This window comes from Maricaulis sp. CAU 1757 (genome assembly GCF_054482675.1).
In genome coordinates, this window is sequence record NZ_JBTLRI010000004.1 from 109,733 (window position 1) to 130,539 (window position 20,807).

General features: G+C 64.6%; 20 protein-coding genes. 8 read left to right on the forward strand and 12 right to left on the reverse strand.

The features are described from left to right. The first annotated feature begins 54 nt into the window (after positions 1-54). From ACXYMR_RS11505 to ACXYMR_RS11515, 3 genes are all read left to right on the forward strand, one after another. A complete protein-coding gene (locus ACXYMR_RS11505; RefSeq protein WP_458943014.1) occupies positions 55-2,043 on the forward strand; it encodes a putative bifunctional diguanylate cyclase/phosphodiesterase in 1,989 nt (662 codons plus the stop codon). Continuing rightward, positions 2,040-2,432, forward strand: coding sequence for a PAN domain-containing protein (locus ACXYMR_RS11510; RefSeq protein ID WP_458943015.1), 393 nt, complete (start codon positions 2,040-2,042; stop codon positions 2,430-2,432). Before ACXYMR_RS11505 ends, ACXYMR_RS11510 begins: the two co-directional genes overlap by 4 nt. Before the next feature lie 97 nt (positions 2,433-2,529). Then, positions 2,530-3,612: a DUF2336 domain-containing protein gene (locus ACXYMR_RS11515; protein ID WP_458943016.1), complete on the forward strand. Its 1,083-nt coding sequence runs from the start codon at positions 2,530-2,532 to the stop codon at positions 3,610-3,612. Here ACXYMR_RS11515 and ACXYMR_RS11520 read toward each other — a convergent pair. From ACXYMR_RS11520 to ACXYMR_RS11535, 4 genes are all read right to left on the reverse strand, one after another. Next, on the reverse strand, positions 3,609-4,817 hold the full coding sequence (locus ACXYMR_RS11520) for a mechanosensitive ion channel family protein (protein ID WP_458943017.1): 1,209 nt from the start codon (positions 4,815-4,817) through the stop codon (positions 3,609-3,611). The genes ACXYMR_RS11515 and ACXYMR_RS11520 overlap by 4 nt on opposite strands. Beyond that, entirely contained in the window at positions 4,814-6,421 is a 1,608-nt protein-coding gene (locus tag ACXYMR_RS11525) for a peptide chain release factor 3 (protein WP_458943018.1), read from the reverse strand. Before ACXYMR_RS11525 ends, ACXYMR_RS11520 begins: the two co-directional genes overlap by 4 nt. Positions 6,422-6,454: 33 nt before the next feature. Next, entirely contained in the window at positions 6,455-6,886 is a 432-nt protein-coding gene (locus tag ACXYMR_RS11530; RefSeq protein ID WP_458943019.1) for a hypothetical protein, read from the reverse strand. Positions 6,887-6,948: 62 nt separating this feature from the next. Next, on the reverse strand, positions 6,949-7,284 hold the full coding sequence (locus ACXYMR_RS11535; RefSeq protein WP_458943020.1) for a DUF1491 family protein: 336 nt from the start codon (positions 7,282-7,284) through the stop codon (positions 6,949-6,951). Positions 7,285-7,340: 56 nt separating this feature from the next. Here ACXYMR_RS11535 and ACXYMR_RS11540 point away from each other — a divergent pair, with 56 nt between their 5' ends. Together ACXYMR_RS11540 and ACXYMR_RS11545 are read left to right on the forward strand one after the other, a co-directional pair. After that, positions 7,341-9,017 (forward strand): hypothetical protein, encoded by a 1,677-nt coding sequence (locus ACXYMR_RS11540; RefSeq protein ID WP_458943021.1) that lies wholly within the window; start codon positions 7,341-7,343, stop codon positions 9,015-9,017. A 112-nt stretch (positions 9,018-9,129) separates the two neighbouring features. Next, on the forward strand, positions 9,130-10,026 hold the full coding sequence (locus ACXYMR_RS11545; protein WP_458943022.1) for a hypothetical protein: 897 nt from the start codon (positions 9,130-9,132) through the stop codon (positions 10,024-10,026). A 4-nt stretch (positions 10,027-10,030) separates the two neighbouring features. Here the strand turns inward: ACXYMR_RS11545 and ACXYMR_RS11550 are convergent, their stop codons facing one another. Next, positions 10,031-11,773: a sensor histidine kinase gene (locus ACXYMR_RS11550; RefSeq protein ID WP_458943023.1), complete on the reverse strand. Its 1,743-nt coding sequence runs from the start codon at positions 11,771-11,773 to the stop codon at positions 10,031-10,033. A gap of 192 nt (positions 11,774-11,965) precedes the next feature. Between ACXYMR_RS11550 and ACXYMR_RS11555 the strand changes: the two genes are divergently transcribed. The 3 genes from ACXYMR_RS11555 to ACXYMR_RS11565 all read left to right on the forward strand — a co-directional run bounded on the left by ACXYMR_RS11555 (position 11,966) and on the right by ACXYMR_RS11565 (position 13,965). After that, a complete protein-coding gene (locus ACXYMR_RS11555) occupies positions 11,966-12,967 on the forward strand; it encodes a hypothetical protein (protein ID WP_458943024.1) in 1,002 nt (333 codons plus the stop codon). A 229-nt stretch (positions 12,968-13,196) separates the two neighbouring features. After that, complete coding sequence (locus ACXYMR_RS11560; RefSeq protein ID WP_458943025.1) at positions 13,197-13,463, forward strand: hypothetical protein; 267 nt, start codon at positions 13,197-13,199, stop codon at positions 13,461-13,463. Positions 13,464-13,545: 82 nt separating this feature from the next. Beyond that, positions 13,546-13,965: a SufE family protein gene (locus ACXYMR_RS11565; protein WP_458943026.1), complete on the forward strand. Its 420-nt coding sequence runs from the start codon at positions 13,546-13,548 to the stop codon at positions 13,963-13,965. Here the strand turns inward: ACXYMR_RS11565 and ACXYMR_RS11570 are convergent. The 7 genes from ACXYMR_RS11570 to ACXYMR_RS11600 all read right to left on the reverse strand — a co-directional run bounded on the left by ACXYMR_RS11570 (position 13,962) and on the right by ACXYMR_RS11600 (position 20,806). Further along, on the reverse strand, positions 13,962-14,675 hold the full coding sequence (locus ACXYMR_RS11570; protein ID WP_458943027.1) for a DUF6456 domain-containing protein: 714 nt from the start codon (positions 14,673-14,675) through the stop codon (positions 13,962-13,964). The two genes, ACXYMR_RS11565 and ACXYMR_RS11570, sit on opposite strands and share 4 nt — an antisense overlap. Continuing rightward, on the reverse strand, positions 14,675-15,019 hold the full coding sequence (locus ACXYMR_RS11575; protein WP_458943028.1) for a helix-turn-helix domain-containing protein: 345 nt from the start codon (positions 15,017-15,019) through the stop codon (positions 14,675-14,677). The genes ACXYMR_RS11570 and ACXYMR_RS11575 overlap by 1 nt, the downstream gene beginning before the upstream one ends. A gap of 159 nt (positions 15,020-15,178) precedes the next feature. Continuing rightward, positions 15,179-16,906, reverse strand: coding sequence for a Na(+)/H(+) antiporter subunit D (locus ACXYMR_RS11580; RefSeq protein WP_458943029.1), 1,728 nt, complete (start codon positions 16,904-16,906; stop codon positions 15,179-15,181). Further along, complete coding sequence (locus ACXYMR_RS11585; RefSeq protein ID WP_458943030.1) at positions 16,903-17,217, reverse strand: hypothetical protein; 315 nt, start codon at positions 17,215-17,217, stop codon at positions 16,903-16,905. The genes ACXYMR_RS11580 and ACXYMR_RS11585 overlap by 4 nt, the downstream gene beginning before the upstream one ends. Further along, entirely contained in the window at positions 17,214-18,695 is a 1,482-nt protein-coding gene (locus ACXYMR_RS11590) for a proton-conducting transporter transmembrane domain-containing protein (protein ID WP_458943031.1), read from the reverse strand. The genes ACXYMR_RS11585 and ACXYMR_RS11590 overlap by 4 nt, the downstream gene beginning before the upstream one ends. A gap of 6 nt (positions 18,696-18,701) precedes the next feature. Continuing rightward, positions 18,702-20,222 (reverse strand): monovalent cation/H+ antiporter subunit D family protein, encoded by a 1,521-nt coding sequence (locus ACXYMR_RS11595; RefSeq protein WP_458943220.1) that lies wholly within the window; start codon positions 20,220-20,222, stop codon positions 18,702-18,704. Further along, positions 20,222-20,806 carry a cation:proton antiporter subunit C gene (locus ACXYMR_RS11600; RefSeq protein WP_458943032.1) on the reverse strand — a complete coding sequence of 195 codons (585 nt, stop codon included), beginning with the start codon at positions 20,804-20,806 and terminating at the stop codon, positions 20,222-20,224. The genes ACXYMR_RS11595 and ACXYMR_RS11600 overlap by 1 nt, the downstream gene beginning before the upstream one ends. Position 20,807: the final 1 nt, after the last annotated feature.

Here is a 20,807-nt window from a genome sequence, read left to right on the forward strand (position 1 = left end):
GCGAATTTAACAAGCCTCCCCCATACTCGAAGCGGGATAAGGGTGAGACTATTGATGAACTGGACGGCGAATCCGCGTCGCACGGATGACACGTGCGCGAAGGCCTCGGGCCCGGGCGACCAGCAGGAATTGCTGATCGCCTACCGCCCGATCGTGCGCGGTGCGTCGATTGCTGCCCTGTTCTATTTCGGTATGGAAGTCGTCAAGCGCCTGGTGTTTGCCAGCGGCATTGAACAGCTCATCCTGCTCGGCTCGGCCGTGACGGCCCTGCTCCTGACGGGCTGCGTCATGCTCAGCGTCCGCCGTTTCACCACGGCCCTGCCGCTGGAACTCAGCGCGGGTCTCATCTGCCTGTGCTTCGTGGGCAATGCCAACGTCAACATGGCGGTGACCTACCAGACCGAAAACCTCGTCTACTACGTGCTGATGATGCCGGTCTTCGCCTGCATGCTGCCCAGCCTTCGCATGATTGCGTTCACGGTCAGCCTGTGCGTCGCCAGCCTGCTCTACTTCGTGCAGGCGAATGCGCCCAGCGAACTCGGTGATTATATCTCGGTGACGATCTCCGGGATCGTCGCCGCCGGCGGCATTGCCTTCCTGATACGCGGCGCCGTGCTGGCTGCAGTCCGAGCGCGCATCGAGGCCGTCAATGAACGCCGCACCGCGGTCGACATGGCGCGCCAGGCGCAAAGCCTGGCGGAACGGGACGTGCTTACCGGGCTGGCCAATCGTCGCAGCTTCTTCCAGCACTTCGAGCAATTGCACCAGAAGACCCAGGAAGGCCGCGCGCCATTCCTGTTGGCCCTGGTCGACCTGGACGGCTTCAAGCCGATCAATGACACCTACGGCCACGCGGCGGGGGATACGGTGTTGCAGGTCGTGGCCAAGCGTCTCGAAAGCCTGCCCGTCGAGCACATTTTCGCAGCCCGTCTCGGCGGCGACGAGTTTGCCATCCTGGCGCCGGCGAGCGGCCTCGCCTCGGAGTCAGCACGGGAACTCGGACGTCTCGCATCCAAGGCGCTTCACGAACCCTATGACCTCTCGGAATGTACCATTCCGGCTTCGGGCTCGGTGGGAATCATCGTGTGCGAAAACGGCGAACGCTCCCAGCACGAGCTGATGGAACGCGCTGACCATGCCCTCTACGTCGCCAAGCGGACCCGACGTGGCGAAGCGGTCGTGTTCAACGACGCCCTGGAAGCGGAAATGCTGTCGAACGGCCAGATCGACCGCGCTTTCCGCAAGGCCGATCTGGAATCCGAACTCGATATCAATTTCCAGCCCCAGTTCGATCTGCAACGCGAGAAAGTGTGCGGCTTCGAGACTCTCGCGCGCTGGAACAGCCCCAGCCTCGGCATCGTCTCGCCCAGTATTTTCATTCCGGCAGCCGAACGCACCGGACGCATCCGCGAACTGACCCGCTTCCTGCTCGAGAAGGCGCTGGCGACCCAGGCGGATTGGCCGGACGACCTGCGCCTCTCTTTCAACCTGTCGACCCAGGACCTGATGTCGCCGGAAGCCGTCACTGGCATTCTTCGCGTCGTTCAGGATAGCGGCATCGAACCGTCGCGGATCGAGTTCGAGATCACCGAGTCAGCCATGATGGGCGATTTCGACCAGGCCTGTGCGTCGGTCGGTCGCCTCGCCGACGCCGGATGCAGTCTCGCACTGGACGATTTCGGTATCGGCCACTCCAATTTCAATTACCTGCACCGCCTTCCGGTCAACAAGATCAAGATTGATCGCTCGTTCCTGGTCCGGCTGGTGGAGGACAATTCTGCCGTCAAGATCGTTCGGACGCTGATCGGGCTGAGCCACACCCTCGACCTCGACTGCGTCATCGAAGGCGTTGAGACCCAGGGCCAGCTGGAATTGCTGCGCAGCTTCGGCGCCCGGTTCATCCAAGGCTATCTCATCGGCGCTCCGGTGGGCACCGACAGCGTGGCCCAGACCCTGGCGCGGGTCGACAATCACAATCCGGCCCGGCTGGTGCCGCCCTCCGAGCGCCGCCGCTTTCGCCGGACGGACCTGAAAGCCGGATGACGCACCTCGTCCGCTTGCCCCTCCTCCTCAGCATGGTCGTGCCAGCGCTCCTGTCACCGCCTGCGGCCCTGGCCGACGGCAAGCTGGTGGATCATGACCGGCGCGGCGCCATCATCGAGCACACGCGGCACAGTACGGCGGAGATGTGCGAGGCCGCCTGCGGCCAGAACAACCAGTGCCGCTCATGGGTATGGACGATATCTGAACTGGCAGGGGACGGCGCCCAGTGTTCCCTGCACGCCACGGCGCTGACCCCGTTCCCGGCCCCGGGCCGTGTAACCGGTCTTTCTCCCGGCCTGGCACGCACCCTGGAGCAGGCCTCCGATCGGGTGCCGACGCGTCGAGAACAGGCCGCGCTGCGGGCTGTCGACGGCAGCGGCCCGCACTGATTTTCTTCCGCCGCAATACGCAATTTGCGCATCCGTCAGCACGCTTTCTTTACGGATATCGACCAGTTTGAACCGGACCGGTGGTGCGGAGACGTCGATGGCAATCAACAGCAGGCTGAATAATCTGGTCGAGCTGGCCAAGGAAAAGTCGAGCGAGCGACGCCGCACACTGCTGCGTGAAGTCACCGACCTGTTCTTCGAAGAGCCCCCGGCCCGCGACACAGCCACATCCCAGGAATTCGACGACGTGCTCAGCGCGCTGGCCGCCCAGACAGCCCAGGAAGCTCGCGAAGAACTTGCCGAGCGATTTGCCGACACACCGGTGGCACCGCACGGCCTGATCCTGCAGCTGGCCCAGGACGCGATCGACGTCGCGGCCCCCATTCTCAGTCGCTCTTCCGCGCTCAGCGAACACGACCTCGTCGACATTGCCGAGCGTGCCGGGCAGACCCACCTGAAGGCGATCAGCCAGCGCGAGAGCGTGCCGGAGAAAGTGTCCGACACCATTGTGCGCCGCGGCGATGACGACACCGTTGCAGAATTGATCGGCAATGAGGGTGCGCGGCTGTCACGCAATGCCTTCGAGGCCGTATCGGAACGGGCGGAGACCTCGCCGACCCTGCAATCGCCGCTGGTCGAGCGCCAGGACACACCCAACGACCTTCTCGCCGATCTCATGCTGACCGTGAACAACCGCCTGCGCGAGCGTATCGAGGAGCGCTTCGAGCAGGTCGACCCCGAAGTGCTGGAGCAAGCCATGGCGGCCTCCCGGGCGCGTCTCGCCGATCGGCTCAAGGAAGACAAGGAGATTGCCGAGGCGCGCAAGTTCGTCAGCACGATGGCGGTACGCCGCAAGCTCGACAACGCCTTGCTTGCCCGCCTGCTGCGTGAAGGCCAGCGGGTGCGGTTCTACGTCGCTTTCGCCGAAATGGCCGACATCGACTACATGGCCGCCAAGCGCGCCATCGACCAGGATTGCATCGATCCCCTGGCCCTGATCTGCAAAGCCGCGAAGTTCGACAAGGCGCTCTTTGTCACCCTCGCTGTGTTGCGCGACACAGCCAATGAGGACGCTTTCAGCGATGCCCGTGAACTGGGCGCACTGTACGATGCGATCTCGATCGAGGATGCCAACCGGGCGATGCGCTTCTATCGCATGCGCCGCGACGTCGCTGCCTAGGACGTCGCCGGCTCGGAGGCCGTGCTCTCGATGGACTGCGGCGCTGGCCCGTCCGGCTTCGGGAACACTTCAACACCGCCCTCCACGTAAAGCGAGGTCGACGGGAAGGCGAACTCGGTCCCGGCCTCTTCCACCGTCTGCTTCACGAATAATGCCAGCTCTTCCTTGATGCGCAGCCACTCGCCCCAATTGGTGGTGACGGTGAAGCAGTAAAGCAGGAAATCGATCGACGAGGCGTTGAAGGCGTCGACCCGCATGAAGGTTGCGACATCCGGCGGATTGGCGAAATCCGGACTGTCCGAGACGTAGGCGAGAACCTTGTCACGGATTTCCTTGAGCTGTTCGGACGTGGTGTCGTAGCGCACGCCGATGGCCCACTTGATGCGACGGTGGGTCATGCGGGAGAAATTGGTCACCGCATTGTCCGAGAGATCCGAATTGGGCACGTAGACCGGCCCCTTGTCGAAGCGCCGGACCACGGTCGAGCGGAAATTGATCTCCTCCACCGTGCCCTCGACCACGCCGTCGACAAGAATCCAGTCGCCTGGCAGGAAGCGCTTCTCAGTGAGGATGAGGATGCCGGCGATCAGGTTCTTGAACAGGTCCTGCGCGCCGAGACCGATGGCAACGCCGAACAGGCCCAGGCCGGCGACAATGCCGGCCACCGGGATGTCCCAGATCTGCAGCACCGCGGCAGCGCCGACGATGATGAAGATCAGGCGCAGCGCTTTGGACATCCAGTCCAGCATTACCGGCGTTAGCGCCGAGCGCAGCCCCGTCAGCAGCTGGGTGACCGGGGCGACGGCATTGTGCAGGGCCCAGAACAGGGCAATGACGATCAGCGATTGCACAAGCTGGTAACCCCGCAGCGCATTGTCGGAGCCGATCTGCAGGATGTTGATGGCGAAGAACACGGCGATGATCACCGGAACCAGCTTGAGCGGGCCTGACAGGGCCTCGACCACCGCGTCGTCGAGCGTTGTCTTGCTGCGCGCGGTCAGCCCCTTGAGCATCTTGATCAGCGCCCGGGCTGCCAGCCCGCGCACGGCAAGGCCGATGCCGAGCACGAGCAGGGCGATCAGTCCCTGACCGACGCTGACGCCCAGGAACGAGGTATTCCAGACCTCCAGCACCATGGCCCAGAGGTCTTCGCTCTGCGTGACAACGGTATCGACAGCGCTGTCGACGACGTTCTCCTGGCTCATGTCGAGCGCTCCTTGGCCCGATGGAAGGTGATGTCCGGAAACTTCTCTTCGGAATAGGAGACTTCCCAGGCACTCTTGGCCAGGAAGACCGGGTCGCCATTGATATCCTCGGCCATGGCCGATTTGTGCCGGTCCGCGAAGGCCTCGAGCTTGTCACGACTGCCGCCGAGCCAACGCGCCGTGTCATAGGGTGCGGGCTCGAAATCGACCTCGAGCCCGTATTCCGCCGCCACGCGCTCGCGCATCACGTCGATCTGCAGTGCCCCCACCGCGCCGACAATGAAATCGCCGCCGAGGACCGGCCGGAAGAGCTGGGTCACGCCCTCTTCCGCCAGGCTTTCCAGCGCCTTCTTCAGATGCTTGGCCTTGAGCGGATCGGCAAGGCGGGCGCGGCGCAGGATTTCCGGTGCGAAGTTTGGAATGCCGGAGAAGCGCAGCTTGCCGCTCTCCGACAGGCTGTCGCCGACCCGTAATGTGCCGTGGTTGGGCACACCCATAACGTCGCCGGCAAAAGCTTCGTCCGCGATCTCGCGGTCCTGGGCAAAGAACAGGATGGGCGAGGACACGGTCAGCTGCTTGCCAGCTTCCGTCTTCAGCTTCATGCCCCGCTTGAACTTGCCCGAACACAGACGGACGAAGGCGACGCGGTCGCGGTGGTTGGGATCCATGTTTGCCTGGATCTTGAACACGAAACCGGTGACTTCCTTGCCCGCCGGCTCGATCTCGACCGTCTTGCCATTCTGCTCGGCCTTGATCGGGGCCGGGCCCGGAATCGTGTCGGCCAGGCCTTCCAGCAATTCGCGCACACCGAAATCACGCAGCGCCGTGCCGAAGAAGACCGGTGTCATATGGCCTTCGAGGAAGCTGTTCGGGTTGAAGCTCGGGCACAATTCCCGGGCCACTTCCGCGCCCTCGGTGACCTCGGCGATCTCCTCCTCGGACAGCACCGCTTTGATGGCGTCGCCATCCATGGCGATGCGCTCGGCAGGTTCTCCGGCTTCACGGTCCTCGCCCGGACGGTGATAGCGCAGGAAATCCCCACTGGTAACGTCGAGCACGCCCTTGAAGCGATTGCCCGAGCCAGATGGCCACTGCATCGGCACGGCATCCAGGGCCAGCTTGTCCTGGATGTCCTCCAGCAGGTCGACCGGATCGAGCGCCTCGCGGTCCATCTTGTTGATGAAGGTGACGATCGGGATGTCGCGCAGGCGGCACACCTCGACCAGTTTCAACGTCCGCGGCTCCACCCCTTTGGCCGCATCGAGCACCATGATTGCGCTGTCCGCCGCCGTCAGCGTGCGATAGGTATCCTCGGAGAAGTCCTCGTGGCCCGGCGTGTCGAGCAGGTTGAACAAGAGGCCGCGGTGCTCGAACGTCATCACCGACGCCGACACCGAGATGCCGCGCTCCTGTTCGATCTTCATCCAGTCCGACTGGGTACGCCGGTTCTCGCCGCGCGCCCGCACCTGGCCGGCCAGACGGATCGCGCCAGCCGACAGCAACAGTGTCTCGGTCAGCGTGGTCTTACCGGCGTCCGGGTGGGAGATGATGGCGAAGCTGCGGCGCCGCGCCCATTCCGGCGTGTCAGAAGTCTGGGAGGTCATGCAAGCGGCTCACATTCGATGTTGGCCGCCCGGTTACCCCGTTCCGGTCGCCTGAGGCAAGTTTTCGCTGTCGTTCGAGCCTGACTGACCAGCCAGCCAGACGGCCTGATTAACCCGGGACGCGTTGAGCCGCCCCAGCTGCTGCTCGCCCCACAGATAGGCCAGCGTGGTGATCGGAAGCTGGGCGTAGCGCAGACCGACCTCCGTCCAGCTTTCAGCACCTGAGGGCGCAACCGCGAGCAAGGCATTGGCCCCCGGCGCGACCTGGCAGATCAGCGCCGCGAGGTGGCGCACATGTTCGGGTTTGCTGTGCGCGATATTGGCGTCCATGAACACCGTTTCGCGGACCAGGCTGTTCAGTTGGGCAGCCGTCAGATTCTCGATCTGGGCGGGGCTGAGCGGGATGACCCCGCTTCGCAGCACACTGTGGATATCACCCAGATCGAAAACCACATCGTTGAACAAAAACAACATCGTGATCTCGGAGCAATAGAGCAACAGGAAGCGTGGACTGTAAGCCCCGCCGGTTAAAGATCCTCTACCGGCTCGGTAAGGAAGTGGCGACCCTGTCGGTCCTCGATCTCGACAAGCCACAGATCAGAGTCCTGATCGCAGCGGCGGCGGAGATAAGCGTCGATGTCGGCCTCCCCCACCGCTCCTTCACGGAACACTGTCCAGACCCGCTCCCCCTCCGCGTCCCGGGCTGGGACATAGAGCCGACAGCTCCCGCCCGGCTGCACCACCTTGACGAGCACGGCACCCGCATCCTCGTCTCCCCGGCGAACCACATAGGCCGCGGCAAACCCTGTTTCAGCCCGTCTCACAAGGGCCGCCACCCAGAAATCTGTCTTCAGTGCATTCATTTTCGTTGCTGGCCGCCCAATTGCTTAATAATCTGTAAACGGGTGAGGAGCGTTTCATGTTTGTACGTGTCGTGTCGATGACTGTCGCCGCCATTCTGGCCGCGTCCGGTTCTGTTCATGCGCAGTCCGTTGCGGCTGCCGGTTCGCCAGCACCCGAAACGCTGGAGGTTTCAGCCGAGGAATGGTCGCTCGCAGCGCTGCACGGACGCGCCAGCGCCTTTGTGCTGACGAATAGCCAGACCATGACCCGGATCAATTTCGACCTGCCGCCAGGCGCCCGGGCAAGCGAAGCCACCCTGCGGCTCGCCGCCCGCCCCCAGGCCCCGACCACGAGCGGCCTCATACATGTCTCCGTCAATGGCGGAGACCCCATCACCATTCGCCCGCAAGCGCGCGAGATGGAAGCCCGGTTTGCCCTGTTCTCCGCTGATGTGCGCCCCGGCGCCAATGTCCTGGAGATCCGTTTCGACAACCAGCGCGCCACGCCGGGCTGGATCATCGATGCGCAACGCTCGCAATTGCGCCTGACGCTCGACGCTGCCACTCCGGTTTCGACATTGGCGGAACTCGAGCAGGTTCTGGCCGCCGATTTCGCCGCTCCCCGTCGCATCGCCCTGGTCACCGAAGACACGCAGGACCGGGTGATGCTGGAAGCGCTGGTCGCCCAGGGGATTGCCCTGCGTACGGGGAACGTACCCCTGTTCACGGCCGACGCTGAGAATGCCGACCTGGTCATCCGTGTAGCCCCCAACCACGCGCTGGCCGCCGCGGATCGCGCGGCCTTGCGCAATTCGGACCAGAGCGCCGGGCCGGAGATCGGCCTGCTACAGGGCGCGACGCCGCGCCTGATCCTGACCGGCCGCAATGCCGAGGAAGCCGCCGCGGCTGCCCGCCTCATGGCAGCCCGCTCCTTCGCCGGCCAAGGCGTCCATTTCGGACCCAGCCAGGCCATTGCCGCGCCGCGCCTTGGCGAAGCCCCGGTCCGGCTCGACACCCCCTCAGCGTCCGTGGCCGACCTCGCAACCTTCGCTGCCACCGGACGACCTTTCTCCGACCAGCATGGCTCACGCACCGCCGTCCAGTTCGCTGTTTCCAGCGATGCCGACCGCGCCGGCGCCCTGTCTGTCATGGCCCGCGCCGCCCTGATCTCGGGTGAAGCCTGGCTATATGCCTGGTACGGGGACCTGTCCCAGACAGCTCCGGCCAGCCACAACCTCCTCGTCATCGGGCCGGACAGTTTCGAACAGGGCGATGTGGCAGCCAGTGCTCCGGCCGAATTGCGCGCTGCCCTGCGTGCTGCCGAACGTTCACGCGGCCAGCGCGGCGTCATGAGCCTCGCCGCTGCGGCCTATGCGGACGACATTGCCGCCTCCACCCAGCCCGCGGATTCCGGCATCACCGGCATCGGTGTGGCCTCGGTGTTTGCCGACGTCCATCGCCCGGGTCGCACGATTGCCACCCTGACCTCGCCCGAAATGGCCTCGTTCGAGGCCGCCAGCCGCAGCCTGGCGCGCTCGGAGCTTTGGCGGGCCCTGGAGGGCCGGGCCGCCGTCTGGAGCTCGCGTGGGGTGACCTCACTGGATTATTCCGTTTCAGCGCCCAGCCTGCTCGACCGGGGCCGGGAAATGGCCATCGATCATACGCGGGATGCGGCCTTCATCCTGTTCGGTGCGGCCCTGCTGCTATTGGCGCGCGGGCTCTCGCGCCGCCGCCGCCGCACCGCCCAGGCTTGAAGCTCAGGCCGGCGAAAATTTTCGCCTTCCGCCTAAGTACCTGTTAACCAACCTTCTTCACGAGGCATCAAAACCGGCGTGCTATTCCCTTCTTCAACGAATGGGAAGACCGATGCGCCTTTTGACGACTCTGACCAGCTCTGCCCTCTGCCTGGCCGCCCTCGCGCCGGCCGCCTTTGCCAACAATGCCGAGGCGGTGTTTGGAGAGCGTGAGCTGGCGCTCAATCTGGACGCCCGGTGCAACCTGTTCAGCGAGGCGGAACGCAAGGCGCTCGACGCCTCCCGGCTCCAGGCCCGGGGGACCCTCCTGCGCGGGGGAACAAGCACCGCGACACTCGAGGCGAAGACTACCGCCATTCGCGACCAGGCCGCCCGTCTCGATTGCCAGGCCCCCGTCGTCGCCGATATGGCGGACCGTGTCGGGTCAGCCTATGCCGCCTGGATGCTGATCCAGTCAGCAGAATTTCCCGGCGACACGTTCGGCTGGAATGCCACCCGTTTCGCCTATCCGGGGGTCGAGAGCTGGGCCCTGTACCAGGACACCGGATCGCTTCGGGTCGGCATGAGCGTGCTGGACGAGAGGATGCGGCTGACCCTGGCTCTCCCTGATGCCGAACCGCGCGCCACGGCCGCGGTGCTCGTGCTGCGCGATCTGGACCGCGCGCCGGACCTCTACGATCCGACCGTGGGCGGCATCTTTGCCGGCCCGGCGGATGCCCAATGGGCCCGCTGGACCCCGCCCGCCTATGCCAAGACGCTCAACTGGGCCCGTGGCCGCGGCGACCGGGCCTCCGTCACCGCCCTGACCGGCGATGCCGATGGCAGCGTGTTCTATTTCTCCGAGAGTGCCGCCGAGGCCCTGGCCCTGCGTGATCCGCGCGAAGCCGCGCGCATCGAGCTGCTCGACCGGCGCGGCGAGGTCATTGCCGTGCATCACTTCGAAGTCGGGGATTTCGGCGCCGGCCTGGCTTTTCTAGAAGCCTCGCAGTGGCACCGGCTGGAGAGCTGACGCGCTAGGCGGATTTCGCCGGCGTCATGTTTTCCGAAGCCGCCCGCGCCCGCTCGATCTGCTGATGTACGTCGAGCCCGGTGGCCGGCAGGGTTTCCACCTCGCCCCGATCCTCGACCAGCACCGGCAGGGTCACGGTCACCGTGGTTCCGACGCCCTTGCGGCTGGTCAGCGCCATTGCCCCGCCATGCAATTCCGCCAGCGAGCGCACCAAAGACAGGCCAAGGCCGGTGCCGCGCTTGTCGATGTCGCGGGCATTGGTGGCCTGTTGGTAGGGTTGGCCGAGCTGGCTCGCCTCACCGGCATCGATCCCGACACCGCTATCACCAACTGCGATCACCAGGTTCTGGCCACTCGGCTTGGCCATGACCACCACGGCGCCGCCTTCCGGCGTGAACTTCACCGCATTGGAGAGAAGGTTGAGCAGGATCTGGCGCAGCGCCTTGCGGTCTGCGGTTACGCGCACCGGCTCGTCCGGGGTGCGTACGGTCAGGGTCAGCCCGGCTTCCTCGGCCTGCAGGCGCATCATCTTGGCTGCCAGTCCGATGACTTCGCCGATCTCGAATTCCTCCCGGACCAGCTCGTAACGGTCGGCCTCGATTTTCGACATGTCGAGCACGTCGCCGATCAACTCCATCAGGTGCTGGCCGCTTTCGTGGATCAGGTCGGCGTACTCTGCGTACCGCGCCGGCATCGGGCCGAACAGCCGGGCCTTCATGACATCGGAGAAGCCGATGATGGCGTTCAGCGGAGTGCGAAGCTCGTGGCTGACCGACGCCAGGAATTGCGACTTGGCGAGAGCATCGTCCTCGGCCTGACGACGCATCGACTCGGCTTCCGCGAGGCGACGCTCCAGATCGTGCCCGGGGTCGGCGGCGAGGATGGCGACCGAACCGCCATGGATCGGCCGAGCCTTGAAAGTGATGTCGGAACGCGCGCCCCGGTCCGGCCCACGCAGGGTCAGGTCGGCACTGATGTCGCGCAGCGCGGCGCGGCGGCCGGAAGCCGCCAGCTGGGCCCGGTCTTCATCGTCAAACCCGAGATCCGCAAGCGGCAAGCCATACAAATCCCGCGGCAGTCCCGGCGACAGGTCGCGAAGCCCGTTCGAGGCAGCCAGGATGTGGCCGTCCGCGTCGCAGGCGACGAGGGCCGCCGGCGCGGCGTCGAAGGCGCGCGACCGAATACGCCCGCGATCGGCCTCCGCCCGGATCCGGTCCGCTGTTCTCACGGCCTGCAGGGCCCCGAGCCCAAAGCCGGTCGCCAGCAGGACAGCCGTTCCGAACACGAAGGGCAGATGCTGTTCGACTGCCATGGGAGCCGGCTGGACAAATCCTGCGATCTGCAAGCCGGCCACGATGGCTCCGGCCCCGGCGGAAATGGCGATGGCACGCGTGATACCGCGTCGCTCGCCGCTCGAGGCGGCCACGGCGGGACCGATCAGGAAGGCGAGAGCGGCCAAGCCGGTCACTCCTCCACCTGCCATTGCGACCGTTGCTGCCAGGGCCGTCCACACGAGGGCCAGTACGAATTGCGCCGAGGAGCGATCCAGCCGCGAGGCTAGCAATGACGTGATGATGGCCGGAAGACCCAGGCACGCCAGTGTCAGGGTGCGAAGCCACGGCGCTCCATCAATTAACGGCCAGACCTGGGGCGCGGCCACGCCAATCGTCACCAGCCAGATCAGGCTAGTGACGACGGCACCCTGGCTCGTGAGCCGGGTCAGGAAATCGCGCTTGGAGCTATTCATCTCGCCGTATTTCGACTCATTAACAATTCACGGTGAATCTTCGCTGAGTGCGTTAACAAATACTGAATCGTGAACGTTGGCCGTTTACGTATCAAATATGGCAAGATTGCGCGCGTTTCCTCATACATAATCCCTTGGTCCCGCACGCCGCTGCAGGCAATATGGAATCATGGAAGTTGCGGAGTGACCCACATGCTGACCCACCTGATCGCCGTATTGTCGCTGACCCTTACGGTCCAGGATGAAAGCCCGGCCCCGGCGAACGCTGAAACCCCACCGGTTCTGCAGCTCGAACTGCCGGAGAACTCCGGTGTCGTGGAAACCTCGGCGCGCGAGTATGCCGCTTATCACCGGGTCGTTGCCGATCTGCGGGACGCCCCGATCGGGTCCGGTGAAGATCTCGACCGGGCCATGGACCGCCTCACGTCCTTCTATGGCGAAGACCAACTGGTTCGCGCCTGGATCGCCTACGCCGCTATCATCGCTTCCCGGCATCCCGAATATCTCGACGAAGTACGAGAACTGGCCGACTATTACGGTCCGCAATCCGCGATTTCCGGCCTCATATACGACCCCACCTACGCCACCAGCTTCGCTACGTCAGACGTTGCCGAGGCCCATGTCGTGGACGTGCTCGAACAGGACAGCGCCCAGCTTCGTGAAGTCTCCGAGCGCTACCGGTTGGCCGCGTATGACCTGCAGTCGGAACAGTGGGCCAATCGCCGCGCAAGTGATCGCCGGCAACGCCTGGCCATGCTTGAATCCATCGGCCAGCGCCCGATCGCCCTGACGGACGAGTTCAACTTTTCCTTCGACGAGCGTTTCGAGGCCGGCCTGCCGGCCTCTGCCCTGTTCGAGCGCATGGACATCCCGGCCGCCCGTGTCAACGCCGCTCCCTCCCCGCACCTGACCCTGAATGTCGGTGAAGCCGCGCCCGATCCTGACCGGACCCGTGTCGGTCGCATCCTCTCGGTCGCTGCCCTGCAATCGATCAGCGACGACCCCAGTGAGGTCGAGCAGGCCATCCAGTCCCTGCTCAGCGACCCGATAGTCGAGCGCTGCCTGGCCTGGGTGCGTCTGGACCTCCAGCAATGTGTTGCTGCCGGTCACTTCAAGTACGAGGACAGCTTCTGCATCTCCGAGCACGCCCTGCTCGACGTGTCGCGTTGCCTGGGAGCCGCCAGCAGCGAGTAGCGGATAAAAACTGCAAATCGACGCACCGCGGTAACTGTCTGTTAGGGTCAAGGTGTTTCGATGAGAGACAATCTAAAATTTCCGCATAATTTTATACAAAATCGGCGCGCCAATTTTGCACGCCGTTTCCCGTACGTATTGGTTTCGCTCGATTTTTTGAATCAACCGACCTAGCCTCAATCCTGCAACGGCCCCCATTGAAGAGGAGCCGGACAATGAGGTCGGTACGATGATGTTTCTAATTCGAGCTGCGTTCTGGATGGCCATAGTCAGCGTGTTTGTGCCGAAGGATTTCGCCGGCGACGCTTTCGAAATGCCGATGAATCTCGCCGAGACCCGGATTGATGCCGGGGCTGGCGTGAACGATTGGTGCGCCGACAATGAGGCCCTGTGCGAAGCCGGCGAAGAAGCCGCCCGCCTCGGTGGCTTCCTGTCCGAGGTCGCTGTGGACCGGATTGCCCTGGCCATTGAAGAGAACAACACCGACGCGTCCTGAACCGCCACGCCGTGACGCCGTGTTGCGCACCTGATCTGGAGGCTTGCCTCGATCCGTGCCGCACACTACCTCCCCGCCTGTGATGACAGGTACAAGCATTCAGACCGAAATCGACGATATCGTCGACGAATTCGCCCTTCTTGACGATTGGGAGCAGCGCTACCGCTATCTCATCGACATGGGCAAGGCGCTGCCCGAGCTCGACGAGGCAGAGCGCAGCGAGGCCAACAAGGTCAAGGGCTGCGTCAGCCAGGTCTGGCTGGTTACCGAGCAGCCCGATCCCGATCACCTCGTGTTTCGCGCCGACAGCGACGCTCACATCGTGCGCGGCCTGGCGGCTCTGCTTGTACGCCTCTATTCCGGTCACTCGCGCGACGACATCCTGTCCGTCGACGCACGTGACGTGCTCGCCCGCATCGGCCTGTCCGAGCATCTGTCCCCGCAGCGCTCCAACGGCCTCGCCTCGATGATCGGCCGGATCCGCGCGGCAGCGGAGCACTAGAGCCCGGCATAGATCAGAACCAGGGCGGCCATGGCACGCTTGACCGCATCCCGGGCCCGCCGCCTTGAGGCACCCAGCCTGCGAGCAATGGCGGCCTGGCTCTCCTCGCGCACCAGAACCGCTTCAAGCAGACTTGCCTGATGTTTCGGCAAGGCCTCCAGCACCGCCATCACCCGTTGCTTCGCCGCCAGCGCGGCAACACTACTTCCGTCACCCCCGGCCTGACGCGCCCGTCGTCGGCCGATCGGCACCGGGCAGTCCCAGTTCTGGGTCACCGACTGGCGCAGGCTGGATTGCAGGTAGTCGTTGAGAAAACGCTCTCCGGCCTCGCTCTCGGCCGGATCAAGCAGTGATTGCCAGCGGGCCAGCGGCGACGCGTCGGGCGCCACGCGCACCCGTTGCGGCCGTCGCCCCGGCTCGCGCAGCAACCGGTCCTGCAGATCCTGCCGCTCGACCCCGGCCAGCCCTCCGCCCTCTTCCCGCGCCGCCTCAACCGCGGCGCGGCCCGACTGGCTCAGCGTCCAGCCGCTGTCACCGGCCTCCAGCAACCCCAGGGCCTGGGCTTGCTCGACCTGGCGGCGGGCCAGCCGCTTGGCCGGGCGCCGTCGGCGGTCAGGCGTGCGGTAAACGGCAAAGCCCTCACCGGGGCCGCCATATCGCGCCAGGAACGCGCCCGGTCGCGCCAACTTGGCCAACCAGCGGGGGGCCATCACGCCGCCTCCCTGACGCAGCAGGGTGTTGCCTTGAGGCTGGCCTCAAGGGCGTCCATGTACTCATCGAAGGCCATGTCATCTCTGCGGTCCTCGATGCGGTGACAGGCGCTCGCCGCTGTCGACCGATCGCGGCCAAAGGCCTGGGCCACCCGGCTCAGGGACATTTCGAAGGCGACATGCGCCAGGTACATTGAAGCCTGCTGCACGAACACCGCGCGATCATTGCGCGGAGGTCGTTTCTTAATCTGCGATTCCGATATTCCGAAGGCATAGGCCACGGCGTGCTGGGTGAACTGGGCCAGCGCAATATCTGCTTCCAACTGCTCGACGAGCTCCGTCATCATCCTCTCCCGTCCAGTCGCCGCACAAAGCCGCGCGACAGGGTCCATGATAAGCCGGCCACACCCAGGTGGGGATAATATTCCTATTTTAGGTGTAAAGAAAGCCCTGACCACCTAGGCGGGCAGGACTTTCTTCTTGTGCCAATATGTACCGGAAAATCAGGGTGCTAGGTAGGCAATCAAAAGCACGATTGCGAGCAATGCACTCGTCCAGATCGCAAGTATTCCACTGGGGATATCTCGACTCATGGCTCCGATAGGACTGAATGCCTGAAACAGTCTGGCTCCAATCCGACGCCGTCCGGCGTCTGCCACATTGCCCGTCGCGGCCCACAGCCGGTCGAGCATGGCCAAACCCCACCGCACGAAACCATCGGCGGCCCGACGGTAGACCCAGTCGGTGTCCAGATTGACCCCGCGCTTCTCCGCCGGATACCAGTTCATCCGGACGAGGAAGGCGAAGGCGAACATCGCCGCGAGCAGGAGCTGCATCTGCCCCACGATATGGTCCAGCGTGAAGGGGGCGTACTCCAGCGCCGCGGCCGGATACGGCACCAGCTCGTACAGCGTGCCATAATCAATGCCGAGATAGACACAGATCAGCGCCGCGATCGCCATCGCCATGAGCATGTTGGCGGGAGCCTCGCGAACCCGGTGGCCACGATCATGGCTGAAGAAGGCGAAGTACGGGATCTTGATGCCGGAATGCTCAAGAACACCGGCCGAGGCGAAGACCAGAACCAGCCACACGACCCAATGCCCCTCCTGGGCAACGGCCGCCAGTGTCAGCGCCTTGGCGACGAAGCCCGAGAACAGCGGGAAGGCCGAGATCGAGGCGGCCCCGATGAGGCAGAACACCGCCGTCGCCGGCATCGACTTGAACAGGCCGCCCAGCTCGGACGCCTTGACCGTACCGACGCGGTGCAGCACCGCTCCCATGCTCATGAAGAGCAGCGCCTTGTAGATGATGTGCACGAAGGCGTGGGCCGCGGCGCCATTGATGGCCAGCTCGGTACCGACACCGATACCGACGACCATGAAGCCGAGCTGGTTGTTGAGCGAGTAGGACAGCACCTTACGAAGATCGTTTTCGACCACGGCGAAGAACACCGGGAAAGCGGTCATGATCGCGCCGATCCAGATCAGCATGTCGGTGCCCGCATAGCCGCGCGCCAGAGCGTACACGGCTAGCTTGGTGGTGAAGGCCGACAACACCACGGTGCCGGTGATCGTCGCCTTCGGATAAGCGTCCTGCAGCCAGTTGTGCAGGAAGGGGAAGGCACACTTGATGCCGAAGGCGATGAAGATCAGGAAGCCGCCCGGCGTCGACACCGACAGACTGTCGTCGAACGCCCAGCTGCCGGTCGCATTGGCGTGCAGCACGGCACCGCCGAGCAGCAGCACGCCGGACAGTACATGGATGACCAGATAGCGAAGGCCTGCCTTGTACGCGGCCTGGTTACGGGCGCCCCAGATCAGGAAGACCGAAGAGATCGCCGTCAATTCCCAGAAGAAGAACAGCGACAGGAGGTCGCCGGCAAACACGGCGCCGAGACCGGCACCGGCATAGATCAGTCCGGCCGCATCGGCGATACGGTCCTTCTCGTGCAGGCCGTAGACCGCGTTGATGAAGGCGGCGATGATGAAGATCAGCCCCCAAATCCTCGACAGCCCGTCAAACCGGAAGGTCTCGAGGGTGAACCCGCCCATCTCGATGATGCCACCGACATAGACACCTTCCGGCGGGTTGAACCACAGGAACAGCGCCGCGATGGGGGCCAGCAGGGCCAGGCCCTTGCGCACCATGTGCATCGGGAAGGCAGCCGCCAACAGGCCACCGATGATGACCGGCCAGGCCGGGGAGACGTCGTAGAGGGCCTCGATCATTGCTCGCCCTCCCGGTCGCCCGGCTCGCGATCCCAGTAATCCTCGGACCGGCCCAGCAGGCCGCGCACGATGAACCAGCCGCCCATCACGGCCAGCACGAAGGCGCCAAAGCCCCACATTGCGTAGAAGCCGTAGAATTCGGCCAGGTCGACGTATTCATGCCGGTGATGCACGAAATCGACGGCCACGAATCCCAGCGTCGCCGCCAGCAGGATCCAGATCATCGATTTCTTCAGCCAGGGCGCATCGAGCCACAGGAAAGGCCGGGCTGCGGGATGCACCAGGTCGTCATTGTTTTGCTGATCGCTCATGACAGGCTCTCGGCAGCAAGGCCCGACGTCAGGAATACCGGTTCAAGGTAGTCCCGCAGCGGGGTGATGAGGAAAAACAGGACGATGACTCCGATCGCCGTGATCACCGGCGGGATGATCACCCAGACCGGAGGCGTCTTCTTTAGACCGCTCTCTTCCGGCGCCGAGAAGAAACCGCGCGCCGAAATCGGCAACAGATAGGCAACATTGAGGATCGACGAGGCGATCAGGGCCACGATCAGGGCGCCCTGCCCGGCGTCCCAGGCCCCCTGCATCAGGAAGAGTTTCGGCCACGTCCCGCCCAGCGGCGGCAGGCCGATGATCGACAGCGCGCCGATCGTGTAGGCGATGAACAGCCACGGCATGTAGCGCCCGAGCCCTGCCATCTGGGAGATCTCGGTCTTCTTGGTCGCGGTGTAGATCGCGCCGGCGCTCATGAACAGCGTGATCTTGCCCCAGGCATGCATGACGATCTGCAGCGCGCCGCCGAGCATCGCCAGCGGCGAGCCGAGCATCACGCCGAGGGTCACATAGGACAGCTGGGACACCGTCGAGAAGGCCAGCCGGGCCTTGAGGTTATCCTTGGTCATGGCAATGATCGAGGCGAGCACGATCGAGATCGCGGCGATCCAGGCCAGCGTGTCTGAGGTCGGCGCGGCGGCGATCAGGGCCGGTCCGAAGATGTAGGTGCCGACCTTGAGCATGGCGAACACACCGGCCTTCACAACGGCCACGGCGTGCAGCAGGGCCGATACCGGGGTCGGAGCCACCATGGCATTGGGCAGCCACGGGTGGACCGGCATCAACGCCGCCTTGCCGATGCCGAAGGCGAACAGCACCAGCAGCACGCCGGCAATCATCGGGCTGACATCATTGAGCGCCAGCAAGCCGCCGGCCACAAAATCGGTCGAGCCGGCCAGGTAATGCGTGGCGATCACGGCCGGCAGAAGCAGGCCGATCGATGTGCCCAGCAGGATGGACAGGTAGATCGCCCCGCCTCGCTTCGCCTTGGCGTCGCCCTTGTGCGTCACCAGCGGATAGGTCGACAGCGTCAACACTTCGTAGAAGACGAACATGGTCAGCAGGTTGCCGGACAGGGCAACGCCCATGGCGGCCCCGATGGCGATGCAGAAGAAGACGTAGAAACGGGTCTGGTTCTTCTCCTGATTGCCGCGCATGTACCCGATCGAATACAGCGAGTTGACGATCCACAGCCCACTCGCCACGGCGGCAAGGAGCGCGCCCAGCGGCTCAAGGCGGAAGGTCAGCTCCAGGCCCGGCGCCAGGGTCGCCAGATCAAGCTCGGGCCGCTCCGGCGCGATCTCGACCAGATAGGCGACATTGAACGCCAGCAGAACCGCGGCAATCAGGGTGGCCGCCTCGCGCAGATTGGGTCGGCTGCCGAGCAAGGCGACGAAGACGCCACCGGTCGCCGGCAGGGCGAGGGCCAGGGCAAGGGAGAGTTCGGGAGTCCACATGATGCGTCAGCCCCCCATCACTGCAGCGGCCGCGGCGCGGGTGAGCGCAACCAGCGGATCGGCATGGAAGAAGAAATACACATTGGCGAAGGCCAGAAGGCACAACGGCACCAGGATCATCAGCGGGGCCCGGCGCGCCGGCACCGGAGCGCCGCGCCGCTGCGGCGGGCCTTCCATCCAGATCGCGATCAGCATGCGCGCCACATAGGCCAGGGCCAGCAGGGAGGACAGCATCAGCGCCGCCACGGCCCACCACCAGCCGCGCTCCAGCGCCGCTGTGACGAGATACCATTTGGAGGTGAACCCGACCGTCAGCGGCACGCCAACAAGCGATATGCAGGCCACAGTGAAGGCCGAGGACGATACCGGCATGAGCTGGCCCAGCCCGCCCAGGTCCTTGATCCGCCGCACCCCGAAATGCAGGGCGAAGGCGCCCAGCGCCATGAACAGTGCCCCCTTCATCAGCGCGTGGTTGACCAGGTGCAGCAGGCTGGCCGACAGGCCCGCCGTGGTGCCCATGCCGAGGCCGAGCATCATGTAGCCGACCTGGGCCACCGAGGAGAAGGCCAGCAGGCGCCGCGCATCGGACTGGAACACGGCCTGCAGGGAAGCCACGACCATCGCGACCACTCCGACTACTGCGAACAGCCAGGTAAAGCTGGTCATGACGAAGTTGACGTCCGGATGGAAGACCGAGAACACGAAGCGGATGAGCACGTAGAAGGCGACCTTGGTGGCCGTCGAGGCCAGGAAGGCGGTGACGAAGCTGGGCGCGAAGGCATAGGCGTTCGGCAGCCAGACGTGCAGCGGGAACATCGCCGCCTTCAGGCCGAGGCCGACGACGATGAAGGCGAAGGCGGCCTGGGTGACGCGGTTGTGCCCGGTCTGCTCGAGCACCAGCGCCATGTCGGCCATGTTCAGCGTGCCGGTCGCCATGTAAAGGAAACCGACGCCGATGACGAAGAAGGTGGCACCGATGGTGCCGAGAATGAGGTAGTTATAGCTCGCCGTCAGGGCGCGGCGGTCCTGGCCGGCACCCATGGCCACGATGGTATAGGTGGCGATCGAGGAGATCTCGAGGAAGACGAAGACGTTGAAGGCATCGCCGGTGATGGTCACGCCGATCAGGCCGGCAAAAGCCACCAGGAACGCCGAATAGAACAGCGGCTGCTTGTCGGCGGGGATATCGTCGGCCACGGTGGGCAAGGCAAAGATCACGCACAGCAGGCCGATGATGCCGACCAGCAGGAGCAGCAGGACATTGAGTGCGTCAACACGCAGCTCGATGCCGTGCGGCGGCTGCCAGCCACCCATGGCATAGCTGATCAGGCCTTCGCTCATGACCTGGCCGAGCAGGACCAGAGACAAAACGGCAACCGGTATGGCAGCGGCCAGGGCTACACCCCAAGCCAGGCGCCCGCGCGGCATGAAGGCGGCAATGGCCGCCATGATCAGCGGAATCACCACGATCAGGGCAGGCGAATGAACGGCCAGACCGGCCGGCAGGAGTTGGGCCAGGGTCTGCATCAATCGACATTCCCGGTTTCGAGCGAATAATCAGCGGCGTTGAGTGCGTCGTCCTCGATCGTGCCGTAGGCCTCGCGGATGCGAACAACGAGTGCCAGCCCCACCGCCAGCGTCGCCACGCCAACCACGATCGCGGTCAGGATCAGCACGTGCGGCAGCGGGTTGGAGTAGAGCACCTCACCGGTGGCAGAGAGTGCCGGGTCGAGCGCCGTGTCGGAGACACTGTGAGCATCACTCAGGCCGGCGACTTCGTGGGAGGTCGGTTCATGGTCCATCGGCTCGTCATGCGCCGCGGCATCGGCATGCCCGTCGGCATCGCCATGGCCGCCGGCAGAGGCGTAGCCGGCATCGGCACTGCCGCCATGATCCCCCTCGCCGCCATGACCATCGCCCGCCAGGATGGGCGGATTGCCGCCGAACACCTTGCCGATGGTGATGTAGAGCAGGAACACCGAAGTCTGGAACAGGGACAGGCCAACCAGTCGCTTGACCAGATTCCCGGTGGCGAAAACCACGTACAGCCCGGTCATCATCAGCACGATGATCGGGATGTAGTTGAAGCGGTCGATGAGGATGTCGAGCATG

What these genes read in the sequence shown, in the direction of transcription:
- ACXYMR_RS11505 (WP_458943014.1), top strand. Translation starts at nt 55, where the DNA reads ATGAACTGGACGGCGAATCCGCGTCGCACGGATGACACGTGCGCGAAG.
- ACXYMR_RS11510 (WP_458943015.1), top strand. Translation starts at nt 2,040, where the DNA reads ATGACGCACCTCGTCCGCTTGCCCCTCCTCCTCAGCATGGTCGTGCCA.
- ACXYMR_RS11515 (WP_458943016.1), top strand. Translation starts at nt 2,530, where the DNA reads ATGGCAATCAACAGCAGGCTGAATAATCTGGTCGAGCTGGCCAAGGAA.
- ACXYMR_RS11520 (WP_458943017.1), bottom strand. Translation starts at nt 4,817, where the DNA reads ATGAGCCAGGAGAACGTCGTCGACAGCGCTGTCGATACCGTTGTCACG.
- ACXYMR_RS11525 (WP_458943018.1), bottom strand. Translation starts at nt 6,421, where the DNA reads ATGACCTCCCAGACTTCTGACACGCCGGAATGGGCGCGGCGCCGCAGC.
- ACXYMR_RS11535 (WP_458943020.1), bottom strand. Translation starts at nt 7,284, where the DNA reads ATGAATGCACTGAAGACAGATTTCTGGGTGGCGGCCCTTGTGAGACGG.
- ACXYMR_RS11540 (WP_458943021.1), top strand. Translation starts at nt 7,341, where the DNA reads ATGTTTGTACGTGTCGTGTCGATGACTGTCGCCGCCATTCTGGCCGCG.
- ACXYMR_RS11545 (WP_458943022.1), top strand. Translation starts at nt 9,130, where the DNA reads ATGCGCCTTTTGACGACTCTGACCAGCTCTGCCCTCTGCCTGGCCGCC.
- ACXYMR_RS11550 (WP_458943023.1), bottom strand. Translation starts at nt 11,773, where the DNA reads ATGAATAGCTCCAAGCGCGATTTCCTGACCCGGCTCACGAGCCAGGGT.
- ACXYMR_RS11555 (WP_458943024.1), top strand. Translation starts at nt 11,966, where the DNA reads ATGCTGACCCACCTGATCGCCGTATTGTCGCTGACCCTTACGGTCCAG.
- ACXYMR_RS11560 (WP_458943025.1), top strand. Translation starts at nt 13,197, where the DNA reads ATGATGTTTCTAATTCGAGCTGCGTTCTGGATGGCCATAGTCAGCGTG.
- ACXYMR_RS11565 (WP_458943026.1), top strand. Translation starts at nt 13,546, where the DNA reads ATGACAGGTACAAGCATTCAGACCGAAATCGACGATATCGTCGACGAA.
- ACXYMR_RS11570 (WP_458943027.1), bottom strand. Translation starts at nt 14,675, where the DNA reads ATGGCCCCCCGCTGGTTGGCCAAGTTGGCGCGACCGGGCGCGTTCCTG.
- ACXYMR_RS11575 (WP_458943028.1), bottom strand. Translation starts at nt 15,019, where the DNA reads ATGACGGAGCTCGTCGAGCAGTTGGAAGCAGATATTGCGCTGGCCCAG.
- ACXYMR_RS11580 (WP_458943029.1), bottom strand. Translation starts at nt 16,906, where the DNA reads ATGATCGAGGCCCTCTACGACGTCTCCCCGGCCTGGCCGGTCATCATC.
- ACXYMR_RS11585 (WP_458943030.1), bottom strand. Translation starts at nt 17,217, where the DNA reads ATGAGCGATCAGCAAAACAATGACGACCTGGTGCATCCCGCAGCCCGG.
- ACXYMR_RS11590 (WP_458943031.1), bottom strand. Translation starts at nt 18,695, where the DNA reads ATGTGGACTCCCGAACTCTCCCTTGCCCTGGCCCTCGCCCTGCCGGCG.
- ACXYMR_RS11595 (WP_458943220.1), bottom strand. Translation starts at nt 20,222, where the DNA reads ATGCAGACCCTGGCCCAACTCCTGCCGGCCGGTCTGGCCGTTCATTCG.
- ACXYMR_RS11600 (WP_458943032.1), bottom strand. Translation starts at nt 20,806, where the DNA reads ATGCTCGACATCCTCATCGACCGCTTCAACTACATCCCGATCATCGTG.